At 70.4% G+C, this 13,721-nt stretch carries 12 protein-coding genes; 10 read left to right on the forward strand and 2 right to left on the reverse strand.

Annotated features, from left to right (window positions below; all coding sequences use genetic code 11):
• Nucleotides 1–52: 52 nt before the first annotated feature.
• Nucleotides 53–1,843, reverse strand: a complete 1,791-nt coding sequence (locus AHIS1636_RS01295; protein ID WP_264793993.1) for an NAD(P)/FAD-dependent oxidoreductase — start codon at nt 1,841–1,843, stop codon at nt 53–55.
• A gap of 165 nt (nt 1,844–2,008) precedes the next feature.
• Between AHIS1636_RS01295 and AHIS1636_RS01300 the strand changes: the two genes are divergently transcribed.
• Nucleotides 2,009–3,373, forward strand: a complete 1,365-nt coding sequence (locus AHIS1636_RS01300) for a GAF domain-containing protein (protein ID WP_309298547.1) — start codon at nt 2,009–2,011, stop codon at nt 3,371–3,373.
• 79 nt (nt 3,374–3,452) lie between these two features.
• On the opposite strand, the gene AHIS1636_RS01305 is transcribed toward AHIS1636_RS01300, so the two are convergent.
• A complete protein-coding gene (locus AHIS1636_RS01305) occupies nt 3,453–4,292 on the reverse strand; it encodes an aldo/keto reductase (protein ID WP_264793994.1) in 840 nt (279 codons plus the stop codon).
• Between the two features lie 78 nt (nt 4,293–4,370).
• On the opposite strand from AHIS1636_RS01305, the gene AHIS1636_RS01310 reads away from it, so the two are divergent.
• From AHIS1636_RS01310 to AHIS1636_RS01350, 9 genes are all read left to right on the forward strand, one after another.
• Nucleotides 4,371–4,676 carry a hypothetical protein gene (locus AHIS1636_RS01310; RefSeq protein WP_264793995.1) on the forward strand — a complete coding sequence of 102 codons (306 nt, stop codon included), beginning with the start codon at nt 4,371–4,373 and terminating at the stop codon, nt 4,674–4,676.
• Between the two features lie 50 nt (nt 4,677–4,726).
• A complete protein-coding gene (locus tag AHIS1636_RS01315) occupies nt 4,727–5,347 on the forward strand; it encodes an L-threonylcarbamoyladenylate synthase (RefSeq protein WP_264793996.1) in 621 nt (206 codons plus the stop codon).
• Nucleotides 5,348–5,470: 123 nt separating this feature from the next.
• Nucleotides 5,471–6,052, forward strand: a complete 582-nt coding sequence (locus tag AHIS1636_RS01320; protein WP_264793997.1) for a hypothetical protein — start codon at nt 5,471–5,473, stop codon at nt 6,050–6,052.
• A gap of 77 nt (nt 6,053–6,129) precedes the next feature.
• Nucleotides 6,130–6,681: an RNA polymerase sigma factor gene (locus AHIS1636_RS01325; RefSeq protein ID WP_264793998.1), complete on the forward strand. Its 552-nt coding sequence runs from the start codon at nt 6,130–6,132 to the stop codon at nt 6,679–6,681.
• A complete protein-coding gene (locus AHIS1636_RS01330; protein ID WP_264793999.1) occupies nt 6,678–7,541 on the forward strand; it encodes a hypothetical protein in 864 nt (287 codons plus the stop codon). Before AHIS1636_RS01325 ends, AHIS1636_RS01330 begins: the two co-directional genes overlap by 4 nt.
• Nucleotides 7,542–7,595: 54 nt before the next feature.
• Complete coding sequence (locus AHIS1636_RS01335) at nt 7,596–9,359, forward strand: alkaline phosphatase D family protein (protein WP_264794000.1); 1,764 nt, start codon at nt 7,596–7,598, stop codon at nt 9,357–9,359.
• Between the two features lie 10 nt (nt 9,360–9,369).
• Entirely contained in the window at nt 9,370–12,102 is a 2,733-nt protein-coding gene (locus tag AHIS1636_RS01340) for a PEP/pyruvate-binding domain-containing protein (protein ID WP_264794001.1), read from the forward strand.
• A gap of 33 nt (nt 12,103–12,135) precedes the next feature.
• Nucleotides 12,136–13,377, forward strand: coding sequence for a heparan-alpha-glucosaminide N-acetyltransferase domain-containing protein (locus tag AHIS1636_RS01345; RefSeq protein WP_264794002.1), 1,242 nt, complete (start codon nt 12,136–12,138; stop codon nt 13,375–13,377).
• Nucleotides 13,378–13,464: 87 nt separating this feature from the next.
• On the forward strand, nt 13,465–13,716 hold the full coding sequence (locus tag AHIS1636_RS01350; protein WP_264794003.1) for a hypothetical protein: 252 nt from the start codon (nt 13,465–13,467) through the stop codon (nt 13,714–13,716).
• The last annotated feature ends 5 nt before the right edge of the window (nt 13,717–13,721 follow it).

Below are 13,721 nucleotides of genomic sequence, written 5' to 3' on the forward strand. Positions count from 1 at the left end.
CGGTGCCTCCCCTGCCCGGGGAGGCACCGCCGTCGCCGTTTCCGCCTTCCTGTCAGCGGGTGTGGTGCGATTCCTGCAGCTCGTAGACCGGTGTCGGCAGGCCTTCCATCCTCGCCTTGAGCTGGAGCGCCAGGTAGTTGGAGTAGTGCCGGCTCTGGTGCAGGTTGCCGCCGTGGATCCAGAGGTTCTCCACGTTGGTGGGCTTCCACATGTTGCGCAGCTCCCCTTCCCACGGACCCGGGTCCTTGGGGGTGTCCGAACCGTAGCCCCAGCACTTGCCGACGCGGTCCGCCACCTCGGGCGAGACCAGGTCCGCGAGCCAGCCGTTCATCGAGCCGTAGCCGGTGGCGTAGACGATCAAATCGGCCTCGAGCTCGGTGCCGTCGTCCAGCACCACGGCGTTGCCGGTGATCTTGTCGACCTGCCCGGCGGCCAGCTTGACCCGGCCGTCGATGATCAGCTGGGAGGCGCCCACGTCGATGTAGTAGCCGGAGCCCCGCCTCAGGTACTTCAGGAACAGGCCGGACCCGTCCACGCCGAAGTCCAGCTGGAAGCCGGCGTCGGCCAGCTGCGCGTAGAACCCGGCATCACGCTCCGCCATCTGCCGGTACACCGGAATCTGTGCCTCCGGCAGGATCCGGTACGGCAGCGAGGCGAAGAGCATGTCGGCCTTCTCCGTGGTGATGCCGTTGGCCAGCGCCCGCTCGGAATACAGGTCTCCGAGCGCGAGGTCCATCAGCGACTCGCTCCGCGAGATATGGGTCGAGGAACGCTGGACCATCGTCACGTCCGCGCCGTGCTCCCACAGATCGGCGCAGATGTCGTGGGCCGAATTATTGGAGCCGATGACTACGGCCTTCTTGCCCGTCCAGTCACCGCCGCCGGGGTGCTGCGACGAGTGGTGCTGCTGGCCGAGGAAGGAGTCGGCTCCGTCGAACGCAGGGATGTTGGGGTAGCCGGAGACACCGAGCGCGAACACGAGCTGCTTGGGCCGCAGGGTGACGGGCTTGCCCTCGCGGACCACGTCCACCACCCATTCGCCGGCCGCCTCGTCGAACCGGGCCTTGGTGCACTCGGTCCCGGACCAGTAGTTGAGCTCCATGATCCGGGTGTAGTGCTCGAGCCAGTCGCCGATCTTGTCCTTGGCGGCGAAGACCGGCCAATCGTCCGGGAACTTCAGGTAGGGCAGGTGGTCGTACCAGACCGGGTCGTGCAGGTGCAGGGACTTGTACCGGTTGCGCCACGAGTCCCCCGCGCGCTGGTTCTTTTCCACCACGATGGTCGGCACGCCCAGGCGCCGCAGGCGGGCGGCCAAGCCGATGCCGCCCTGTCCCCCGCCGATGATGACGCAGTAGGGCTGCTCCTCGTAACCCAGCCGGGCCTCGTGCTCCTCCTTGAGCTCCAGCCATGACTTGCGGCCCTTGGTGATCCGATGGGCCACGCCCTGTTCTCGGTTCGGCCCCTTCTTCTCCTCGAAGCCCTTGAGCTCCTGCATCGTGGTCAGGAGCGTCCAGCACTTGCCGTTCCGCAGCCGCAGGTGGGCCCATCCCCGGGCGGCGTCCGTCTCGAAATCGACCCACGCTTCCGTGGCCGCTTCGTCCCCGCCGGCATCTTCGGCCAGCTTCCAGCCGGAAGGACGCACGTCCGCCAGCCGGGCCTCGAGCATCCGCCTGATGTCGTCCTTGCCTTCCAGGGTCTTCAGGTTCCAGGTGAAGGCGACGAAGTCCCGCCAGTAGCACTCCTCGTCGAAGAGTTCGAGTGCGCCATCGATGTTCCCCGCCTGCAGGGCCTCGTCGAGGTCGCTCAGCCATGCCTGGGCGACGGCGTTCGGTGATTCCGCCATATCCACTCCTTGTCATTAGATCGGGCCGGTCGGGCTCGCAGCAGCGGGGCCAGTGCACGTATGCTGTTGCGGGACGTGATCGACGTCACCATTCAAGGGCAGCGGGGGTTGCAGCGGCGTTGCATGCGGCGCAGCTTGGCCGCGGGTACGGGGAAGGGAGCGCCAGTGCCTGGCATCCGGCACGGAAACGGCGGGTCCGCCGCAGCACGGCCGGCGGCGCCGGAATCCGCTCTGCGGTTCACGTCGCCGTCGGAGTACGACCGGCTGCTGCGCGCCGCCCACGAACAGGTCATCAGCGGGTCGTCCCGGCCGGAAATCCCTACCGGCCTCGTGGCTTCGTGGCGCCGTTCCATGGCCATGGGCATCAGTCCGGACCAGCACAGCCCCCGGCACCTGCACGAGCCGCGGGCCGTGGCGGAGCTGCGGCGCACGCACCCGCTCCAGGCCGCCGTCCCGGCCCTGGCCGACCTGCTTGCGGACGAGGGGCCGGAGGGGCGCCACCTGCTGATCATCACGGACGCGCAGGGCGAGGTCCTGTGGAGGATCGGCGGGCGAAGCGTGCTCCGCAAGGCAGATTCGCTGGAGTTCGTCGAAGGGGCCGACTGGTCCGAAGCCGGCATCGGCACCAACGCCATCAGCGAGGCGCTCACGACGGGCAATCCGGTCCAGCTCTTCTCCGCCGAGCACCTGGTCCGGACCCACCACGATTGGGCATGCACGGCCGCACCCATCAGGGAACCCGGGACCGGCCGGCTGCTGGGGGTGCTGGACGTATCGGGACCGCTGGAAACCCTGACCACCGACAGCCTGCGGATGGTGCGCTGCGGCGTCCGGGTCGCCGAAGAACTGCTCGCCAGGGAGGCCCTCAAGATACCGGCCAAGGACGACGACGCCGTCCGGGCCTCCGTTCCCGCCATGCCTTCCGTTCGGGCTCGGGGGCACGCCGGGGTCGATGCGCTGGAGCTGCTGGGCGATCAGCCCGCTGCTGTCTTCGGAGATGGCCGGCGCGTGCCGCTGACCCTGCGCCGGGCGGAAATCCTTGCGCTGCTGGAATCGCGGCGCCAGGGCTGGAGCGCGGACGAGCTGGCCCTTGCGCTCTACGGCGACTCCGGGACTGCAGCGACCATCAGGATCGAGATGCACCGCATTCGTGCCGCACTTGGCCCGGTCATCGAATCGAACCCCTACCGCCTGGCGCCGGGTCTGGCGGGCGCCTCCGACGCCTGCCGTGTCCGGCACCTGCTGGCCGGCGGCGAGGTCGGCCTGGCTGTCGAAAGCTACAGGGCTCCCTTGGTGAGCCGCTCCGCCGCGCTGGCGGTCGAGGAACTGCGCCACGAACTCGATGTGGCAGTGGCCGATTCCGTCAGGGCGAGCGGTTCCGTGGAGGCCATCACCGCGTGGCTTTCCTCGGACATGGGCTCGGCCGATGTGGAAGCCCTGGCCGGATTGCGGCGACTCATCGGCCCGGACGACCCCCGCTACTTGGCCTTCCGCGCGCGCAGCGGAAGGCTGCAGCGGGCCCTGCTCTAAGGACACGGCCATACCGGGAGGGCCTGACGTCACAGCGGGGAGCCGCCGGTGGCGGCTCCCCGCTGTCGGCGCCTACGGCCTAAGCGAAGTCCGCCGTGGCCGGGTCCGCTCCGATGCGCCCTGCGGCACCCTTGTCGAGCGCGTCGATGGCGGCGATATCCTCGTCCTCCAGCACCACGTCCAGTGCGCCGAAGTTCTCGGCGATCCTGGCCGCCGTGACGGTCTTCGGGATCACGACGTTGCCGAGCGCCAAATGCCAGGCGATGACGACCTGTGCAACGGTCGCGCCGCGGCGGTCCGCGATGGCACGCAGCGTGGCGTCTTCCAGCAGGCCCTGGCCCTGGCCAAGCGGCGACCAGGCCTGGTGCAGGATGCCCTTGTCCGCCTCGAAGGCGCGCAGTTCCGCCTGGTTGAAGTAGGGATGCGTCTCGACCTGGTTGATGACCGGAACGACGCCGGTCTCGGCGATGATCTCGTCAAGGGCGCCTGACGTGAAGTTGGAGACACCGATGCTCTTTACGCGGCCCCGCCGCTGAAGCTCGATGAGGGCCTTCCAGGTGTCCACGTACTTGCCCTGCTTCGGCTGCAGCCAGTGGATCAGGTAGAGGTCGAGGGTTTCCAGGCCCAGCCGCTCCATGGATGCGTCGAAGGCCCGCAGCGTGCTCTCGTAGCCTTGGTCCGCGTTCCAGAGCTTCGTGGTGATGAACAGCTCGCTGCGGTCCAGCCCGGACGAGGCGATGGCCCTTCCCACGCCCTCTTCGTTGCCGTAGATGCGTGCAGTGTCGATATGGCGATAGCCGGCGCGGAAGGCCTCTCCGACGACTTTCTCCGCCACCTCGTCCTCGACCTGCCAGACACCGTAGCCAAGCTGCGGGATGGTCCGGCCGTCGTGGAAGGTCAGGAGGGGGGACTCGGTCATGGTTCTCTGCGATGTAGTCACGGGGGCGACAACCGAAGTAGCTTGGAGAATATTTCATCGGCACGTCAGGAGCGTCCATTGACTACCCACGGAGAGCATTTCGCCGTCTTCCAGAAGCAGCTGCCCGGAGCCATCGCGCCGCCCCTGCGCATCTACCGCGGGCAGCCGGGCCTCCTCGCCGAGCAGTTGGCCGAAGCACTGGACAACCCGGAACTGCTCGCCGGGAACTGGGAACTGGTGCACACCTTGGCGCGTCCCGCGGCCAACGCGGACGACGCCGCCAGCCAGTTGCGCGCCGACGCCACCTTGCGCTGCGAGCCGGGGAATGAAATCGACGCCGGCGCCTGGCAGATCCTTCCCCTGCCGGACTTCCGCTTCGCCTAGGCGGCGGGCCCGAGGTTCACGTTTCGGCGGTCCGGCCCTAGGCTTTCGACATGGCCAGATACTTCGACGTTCACCCGCAGGACCCCCAGCCACGGACGATCGGGCAGGTTGTCGATCTGCTGCGCTCCGGCGGGCTGATCGCCTACCCGACGGACTCCTGCTACGCGCTGGGGGCGCTGCCGGGCAACCGCGAGGCACTGGACCGGATCCGCCTGATCCGGCAGCTCGACAGCAAGCACCACTTCACGCTCGTCTGCAAGGACTTCGCCCAGCTGGGCCAGTTCGTGAACATCGACAACAACGTGTTCCGCAGCATCAAGGCCGCGACCCCGGGGCCCTACACCTTCATCCTGTCGGCGACCAAGGAGGTGCCGCGCCGGATGCTGCACCCGAAAAAGAAGACGGTCGGCGTACGCATCCCCGACCACAAGGTGGTCCATGCCCTGCTGGACGAGCTCGGGGAGCCGCTGCTGTCGAGCACGCTGCTGCTGCCGGACCAGGAGGAGCCGCTCACCCAGGGCTGGGAAATCAAGGAGCGGCTCGAGCACCAGGTGGACGGCGTCGTGGACTCGGGCGACTGCGGGCCCGAGCCGACCACGGTCGTGGACTTCTCGAACGGCTACGCGGAGATCGTCCGGCGCGGCATGGGAGACCCTTCCCTCTTCGAATGACGGGCCGGAAAAAAATAATCACAGAACCGTAACCTTTCACCTCGCCGCCTCGATTAGTCGGGTGTACGGGCACGCCGCGGGCAGAAGCCGCGGCGCCGCCGTCGCCAATGATTGAGGAGATCCATGACCAACCGTTTCCGTACCCTGAGCCTGCCTGCCAAGGGCGCCGCGCTGGCCGCCATCATCGCCGTCGGCGGTGCCGGCGCAGCAGTGGCCGCACCGGCGCTGACCGGCGCTGAAGAGAACGTAAGCGCCGTGACTCCGGCCGTCCCCGCCACCCCGGCCGTTTCCGCCGAAGACGCCGAGCAGGCCATTCCGGCCGTTCCGGCAATCCCCGCCGAGACCGAGGCCAAGGCCAAGGCCGACGCCGCCGCCGAAGTCGAGGCCGACGAAGAAGGCGCTGAAGTCGAGGCCGAAGCCGGCGCAGAGACCGAGGCTGCCGCCGAAGAAACGGCCGGCGAAGAAGCTGCCGCCGAGGTCGGCGCGGGCGCCGACGTGACCCCGGCCGTTCCCGCTGTCCCGGCCGTTCCGGGCACCGACGGCGAGCCGGCCGTCCCCGCGACCCCGGCCATCCCGGCCGCTCCGGAGCTGCCCGAGTCCGCCAGTGCCGGCGCCCAGGCGAAGATCGATGCCCGCACCGACGCCGCCGAGCTGCGCGCCGAGACCAGCGTGTCCGTCTCCGGCAGCGCCAACGCCGGAAAGTAACTTCCGCGTCCGGGCCCGGCGCGGGCGGCTACACTTGATGCCGCCCGCGCCCGCCCGAACAGATGTAAGGACCTGTCTTGAGCCCAGCGCTTCCCGATGACGTGGTGACCGCCGCGCAGTCCGGGGACGCCGCTGCCTTCAGCCGGATCTATGCCGCCCTGGCGCCCGGGGTCAACGGCTACCTCAAGGTCCGCGGCCTCGAGGACCACGAAGGCGCCGCCCAGGAAGTCTTCCTCACAGTGTTCTCGCGGATCGGCTCCGTCCACGGCGGCTTCCAGGGCCTGCGCACGTTCACCTTTTCCGTGGCGCACGCCCGCTATGTCGACGACGTACGCCGGCGTGCCCGCCAGCCGCACGTTTCCGGCTACGACCCCGACACGGATGTCCGTGCGGTGGATTCGGCGGAAACTGCCGCGCTGGAGTCGCTGGAGGCAACCGGCGTCGGCCAGCAGCTCAAGCAGCTGAAACCGGAGCAGCAGGAAGTGCTGCTGCTCCGCGTGGTGGCCGACCTGTCGCTGGAGCAGGTCGCCGAAATCATGGGCCGCACCACCGGCTCCATCAAGCAACTGCAGCGCCGTGCGCTGCTCAGACTCAAATCGATCGTTGAACGGGAGGAGGCCCTGGTATGAATCATGCAGTGAGCCATAACGACGACGACGTCCGCCACCTGCTGGAGGATGCCGGCCTGGAGCAGACGTCTCCACTCGAGGCCTCCCTGATGGCGCTCCGGGCAGCGGGCCACGAACCCATGCAGACCGCTCCCTCCCCCGAACTGCTGGCCTTCATGGGCCCCGCGGCCGACCCCTCGTGCGAGCCCTCGGCCGAGCCCTCGGCCACACCATCGCCCGTGGCACCGGTCGTTCCGCTCCGCCGCCGCCGTACGATGCGCGGTGCGGCGCTGGGCCTGGCCGTCGTCGCCGCCACGGGGCTGGGCGTCTCCGGCGTTGCCGCCGCGAGCCCCGGGTTCCGTGCCGCAGCCGGAACCGCGGTGGAACAGGTGGTGGGCTTCTTCGACCCGTCGGAGGCCGGCCGGCAGGCAGTGCCGTCGACCGAGGCAAATCCCGGGGACGCAGATGCGCCGGAGCAGCCCGCCTTCGGAACCAGCGGAAACCGCACCGATTCCGGCCCGGCGGGCCATGGAACCGCCGGTGCCGGCGGGGAGTCGGAGGACAATGCCGGCGGCAGCCGTAGCGCTGGCGAAACCGGCCGGGACGTCTCGGGCTCCGGCTCCGGCCGCTCCGACAGCCAGCCGGCCCCTGCCCCGCAGCCGGAGCGGGCCGGCAACGGCGCCCTCCAGGATCCCGGCAGCATTCCGGCCGAGGCCGGTGACACCGCGAAAAAGCTGGTGGAGGATGCCGGCGGAACGCAGCCCTCCGACGTCGTACCCTCCCTTCCTGCAGACGACGTCCTGCCCGCACCCGGCAAACCTGACAGCGGTGTGAAGGACCTGCCCGCGCCGCCCAAGGACGCCCCGGCGCCGAGCCAGTAGCTTTTTCCGTCCCCACGCTGGTTGAACTGCCTGCCCAGCGGGTACAAATGATGCATGGGGAAAGCCCCGCTGGTCCTCGGACCGATGATGAGGCATGTCGATACGACCTCGGCGAGCATCTGGGTGGAAACGAGCGATGCCGCCCGGGTGGTGATCCGCGCCGGGGATCGGAGCTGGCAGGCCGGCACCTTCACCGTGCGGGGGCACCACTATGCCCTGGTGGAAGCCGACGGCCTCGACCCCGGCTCGTCGACCCCGTACAGCCTGGAAGTCAACGGGCTCCAGGCCTGGCCGGAACCCGGTTCTTCCTTCCCGCCGCCCGTCATCCCCACGCTGGCCGAGGGCGGGCGGCTGCGCCTGGCCTTCGGGTCCTGCCGCACCAGCACGGACCATGGAAAATCCGGCAACCGCACGCACGGCGTGGATTCGCTGCGGGCCTTCGCCCTCCGGCTGGCCCGCGAGCCGGAGCACCGGCGGCCGGACCTGCTGCTCTTCCTCGGCGACCAGGTCTACGCGGATTCGACCACCAAGGAGATGCAGAAGTTCATCCGGGCCCGCCGCGACATCAAAGAGCCTCCCGGGAAGGAACTGAAGGACTACGAAGAGTACGCGGAGCTGTACCGGCTGGCGTACTCGGATGAGGCCAACCGCTGGCTGCTCTCCACGATGCCCAGCGCGATGATCTTCGACGACCATGACGTGCGCGACGACTGGAACGCCTCGCTGAGCTGGAAGCGGAAGATGGAGTCGACGTCCTGGTGGCAGGGACGGATCGTCGCCGGCCTGGCGTCCTACTGGGTCTACCAGCACCTCGGCAATCTCTCCCCCGCGGAGCGCGCGCGGGACCCCCTCTGGCAGCGGATCGCCGCGCACCAGGCAGGGAACGGCGACGGCGGGAGCAGCGAGCTGGACCTCACCGAGGACATCGAAGCCTTCGCCGACAGGGCGGACAAGGAGCCGCGCAGCTACCGCTGGAGCTACTGCCGGGACTTCGGCTCCACCCGGCTGATCGTCGTGGACTCGCGCGCGGCCCGGGAGCTGGCCCCGGAGCACCGGGCGCTGATAGACGAGGACGAGCTGGCCTGGCTGGACGAACGCCTGCGGGGCGGGTTCCGCCACCTGCTGATCGGCACGTCGCTGCCCTTCCTGCTCCCGCCCGGCCTGCACCATGTCGAGTCCTGGAACGAGGCGATGAGCGAAGGGGCCTGGGGTCCCAGGGCCGCCTGGATCGGCGAACGGCTGCGGCAGGCGATCGACCTGGAGCACTGGGCGGCCTTCCAGAACAGCTTCCGCGAGGTCGCCGGCCTGGTGCAGGAAGTCGCGGACGGCCGGCGCGGCGCCGCTCCCGCGATCATCGCGTTCCTTTCGGGGGACGTGCACTACTCCTACGCCTCCGAGGTCCAGCGCTCCGCCGGCAGCCGGATCGTCCAGGCGGTCTGCTCGCCGATCCGCAATCCGCTGCCCCGGCTGATGCGCTCCTTCACCGCGGTCATGTCCTACGGGGTGGCCACTCCCGTCGGCGCGTTGGTGGCCCGCTCCATCAAGGTGCCTGAGCCCCCGTTCACGTGGCGGGGTTTGCGGGGTCCCTGGTTCGACAACAACCTGGCGACCCTCGAAGACACCGGGAACGGCCTGGCCATCCGGTGGGAGAAGGGCGAGGCGGACCGTAAGGACCATGAGCGTCCGCGGGTGCGCGAGGTGGCCAGGGTGCTGCTGGAGCCCCGCCGGGCGTCCGGGCCGCATTCGGAGCCACCGCCGGCGCAGCCAGCGCAGCCTTCAGATCGGCCGGCGCACCGGTCCGGGCCGCTGCAGAGCTGAGGGGCCGGCGATGGACAGGATCACGGTTCCCCTGGGCGATGTCGGCGCCGGCATGCTGGCCGAAGCCGGCGGCAAGGCGGTCAACCTCGGCGTCATGCTCGCCGCGGGACTCCCGGTCCCGGATGGTTTCTGCCTAACGACGGCGGCCTACCGCCAGGTGGCGGCGGCTGCGGGGCTCGAGTGGCTGCTCGCCGCGATGGAATCCGCCGCCGCAGAGACGCTGCGTCCAGCCGGGGAACCGGGCAGGACGGCCGGTGATGCGGCCGCCGCCGCGAGCCTGCAGCATCTGGCCCGGGAGGCGCGCGACCGACTGTCCGCCGCACCGCTGCCGGAACGCATCGAACGGGAACTGCGCCGCGCCTACGTCCTGCTCGGCGAGGACGTGCCGGTGGCCGTGCGTTCCTCGGCCACCGCCGAGGACCTGCCCGAGGCGAGCTTCGCGGGCCAGCAGGACACCTTCCTCAACGTCGTCGGAGCGGACGCGCTGCTCGAGGCCGTGCGCGGCTGCTGGGCGTCGCTCTGGACCGGGCGGGCAACGGCCTACCGCGAGGCGAACGGAATCGGCCAGCGGAAGGTGCACCTCGCCGTCGTTGTCCAGCGCATGGTGGACGCCGCCGTTTCCGGGGTCATGTTCACCGCGAACCCGCTCACCGGTGCCCGTGGGCAGACCGTGGTGGATGCGAGCCCCGGGCTGGGCGAGGCCGTGGTCTCCGGCGCCGTCAACCCGGACCAGTTCGTCGTGGACACGGCGACCGGCCGGATCCTGAAGCGCACCGTAGGCGACAAGCGGGTGCAGGTCCGGCCGCTGCCCGGCGGCGGCACGGAACAGCTGCCCCTGGCCGGCGGGAGCGAACCGAGCCTCAGCGACGCGCAGGTACGCGAGCTCGTGGGGCTCGGCCGCGCCGCGCAGGAGCTCTTCGGGGCGCCCCAGGACCTCGAATGGACGCTCTCCCCCGCCGGTCGCTTCGCGCTGGTGCAGACCCGGCCGATCACGACGTTGTACCCGCTGCCGGAGGCGGACGGGACCACTCGTGCCTACCTCTGCGCCAGCCTGCTGCAGGGCCTGACGCGGCCGCTGACGCCGATGGGGCTGTGTGCGTTCGAGACCCTCGCCGCGGCCTGGAAGCCGGCGGGCGGCGGGTCCGGACCGCCGCCCGCATTCCGCTACCTCAGCGTCGGCCTGCGGCTCTTCGTGGACATCACCCCGGTGCTGCGCAGCCCCGGGGGACGGCGGCTGATCCCGCGGATGATGAAGGGCGCGGATGCCCGGTCCGTCGGCGTGCTCGAGCACCTCATGGAGGACCCGCGTTTCGTCGTGGCCAGGCGCCGCGTCCCGCGCTCCCCCTCGGGGTTGCTGCGGTCCGTGCCCCAGCTGGTGCTGCTGCCGTCCGTGCTGCATGCCCTGTTCCGGCCGGCTGCCGCGCTGCGACGTTCCCGGGCGGCGGAACGGGAGTTCGACGCCCGGCTCCGGCTGGCCGAGCCGGCCACCGCCGCTCAGCGGCTGGACTTCGTGGAACGGATGTTCAGCCGGGAGGTCACCGAGAGCCTGCTCCGGCTGCTGCCGCCGCCGGCGGCCGGCTACCTCTGGCTGGGTGCGGCCCGCTGGCTGCTGGGCACACTCGTCGAACGCGGCGAAGTGCAGGAGGTGCTGCGCGGGCTGCCGCACAACGTCACGACCGAGATGGACCTGAAGCTCTGGGACGCCGCGACCGCCATCGGCCGGGACCCGGCCTCCGCCGCGGCCATCCGGTCCGCGGCCCCGGCGGAGCTGGCCCGCGCCTACCTGGAGGGCAGCCTTCCGGCGGAGGCGCAGCGCCGGCTCGCGGCCTTCCTGGCCGTGTACGGGCACCGCGCGGTCGCCGAGATCGACATCGGCGTGCCGCGCTGGTCGGAGGATCCGTCGCACATCATCAACGTCATCGCGAACTACCTGCGGCTGGACGATTCCGGGCAGGCGCCGGACCGCCAGTTCGCGCGCGCCGCAGCGCAGGCGGACGCCAAGGTCGCCGACCTGGTCCTGCGCGCCGAGGCTCTGGGTCCGGTGCGCAGCCGGCTGGTCGCCTACGGACTGCGCCGCGCGCGCGCCTGCGCCGGAATGCGCGAGTACCCGAAGTTCCGGCTGGTCACCGCACTCGCCGCCCTGCGCGCGCAGCTGCGGAAGGTCGGGGAAGAGCTCACCGCCGCCGGGGCGGTTGCCGACGCGGAAGACGTCTTCTTCCTCGACCTCGCCGAGGCCCGGGTGGGCCTGCGCGGGGCGGACCTGCATGGCATCGTGGCCGGACGCCGCCGCACCTATGCCCGCGAAATGCGCCGCCGGCACATCCCGCGGCTGATCCTTTCCGACGGCACTGACGTGGAGGCCGCCATCGCCGCTGCGGCCTCAACGACGGCGGGGGGCCGGGTTCCGCCGGGAACCCTCGTGGGGGCGCCGGCCTCCGCGGGTACGGTGACCGGAACCGCCCGCGTCATCCTGGATCCGGCCGGGGCGAGGCTGGAGCCGGGCGAGATCCTGGTCGCCCCGTCCACGGACCCGGGCTGGACCCCGCTCTTCCTGACCGCCGGGGCCCTGGTGATGGAGATGGGCGGACCCGTGTCGCACGGAGCGGTGGTGGCGCGCGAGTACGGGATCCCCGCCGTCGTCGGTGTTCCCGATGCGACCCTCCGGATCGCCACCGGGGACACGATCACCGTGGATGGCGCCGCCGGCACCATCGTTCACAGCGCGCGCACAGCTTCTTCCTAAGGAGGGCTTAAGCGGGCCCCCAAGGCTGGGGGCATGTCACTCAGCGCACCCCTGCCCACCGCCGTGTCCGCCAAGCCCCGGCTTGCCGGCGTCGATGCCGCCCGCGGCGTGGCGCTCGTCGGCATGATCGCCGTCCACGTCTTCAGCTTCTACCTTCCGGAAACCGACTCTGTCTCCTGGCTGGTCCCGGTCTTCTCCGGGCGCGCCGCCGCCCTGTTCGCCGTGATGGCCGGCGTCGGCCTGGCCCTGACCAGCGGCGGGAGGCACCGCCGTTCGGGGGAACAGGCCGCGGCCGACCGGCGCGGTATCGCGGTCCGGGCCGGCGTGATCGCGGCCGTTGGCCTCACGCTCGGCCAGGTCGAAGTGGACATCGCCGTCATCCTGGTCTTCTATGCGTTGCTGTTCATTTTGGCCCTGCCGCTGATCCGCGTGGAGCCCCGGAAGCTGGCCGTCCTCACCGCCGCCTGGATAGTCCTGGCCCCGCCGATCGCCTACCTGGCCCGCCAGGCGCTCTATGCCGCGCCGTTCCTGGTCGTGCTGCCGGGCGACCCGAACTGGACCAGCGCGCAGGATCCGGTGGCGCTGCTGTCCACCCTGTTTTTCACCGGCACCTACCCTGCCTTCCAGTGGCTGGGGTACTTGCTCCTCGGGATGTTGCTGGGCCGCCTGGGCCTGGGCTCCCCGCGGATCCGGCTTTGGCTGGTCCTCGCCGGGGCGGCCGCAGTGGCCGCGGCGCAGCTGGCGAGCGCCTTCCTGCTGCAGGTGCTGGGCGGCGCCAAGGCCCTGCTTGCCACCGGAGAGATCGACCCCTGGTACTTCCAGGCCTGGGACCACCGGCTGCTGATCGACCTTTCCGAGGTGGACGAGGGCACGTCCGGCTGGTGGCTGGCATTGGACACGCCGCACTCCGGCACCAGCCTGGACCTGCTCAACACAATGGGCAGTGCTGCCTTGGTGCTGGGCCTGTGCCTGCTGCTGGGGGGCACCGGGGACGGTCCGCGCGGGGGCGGGAGCCGGCCGCTGCCGGTGCTCGCCGGCCCGGGCTCGATGACGCTGTCCCTCTATACCGCCCACGTCCTCGTGATGGGGGCCGTCTACGCGAGCGGGGCGGAGGTCGGCGAGGCAGCGCTGTTCTGGAGCCAGATGGTGGTCTTTACCGGCGCAGGCATCGCCTACAAACTGGCCAGCCGGCGCGGCCCGCTGGAGCACCTGACGGCCGGCGCGGTGCGGACCGTTCGTCGCGGTGCGGACCGTTCGGCGCGCCCGGCAGCCTAGACCCGCCGCGTAAGGCACGCCGGATTCCACAGCAGCTTCACAGTTTCGCCACAGTGGCAGCTTAAGCCCGGGCCGCACCTTGGAAGCATGACAAACCACATTGAGAAAGCCCCCAATACCTTCCTCTTCGGCACCACCGGACACAGCGATCCGAACCCTGCACGGCGGGACGACGAGCCGTACCGTCCTCTATTCCGGCGGCCCCGGTTCGTCTTCGCGCTGCTGCTGCTCGTGGTCCTGTTCCTCGCAACGTTCGCCTACCTGTTCTTCGCCTGGGGGCTGCCCATGCTGATGGACGCTATCGACAACCTGAAGGCGTCCGGATTCCGGATTTTCTGACCGGT

The organism is Arthrobacter mangrovi, from assembly GCF_026011795.1.
GTDB classification, from domain to species: Bacteria; Actinomycetota; Actinomycetes; order Actinomycetales; family Micrococcaceae; genus Crystallibacter; species Crystallibacter mangrovi.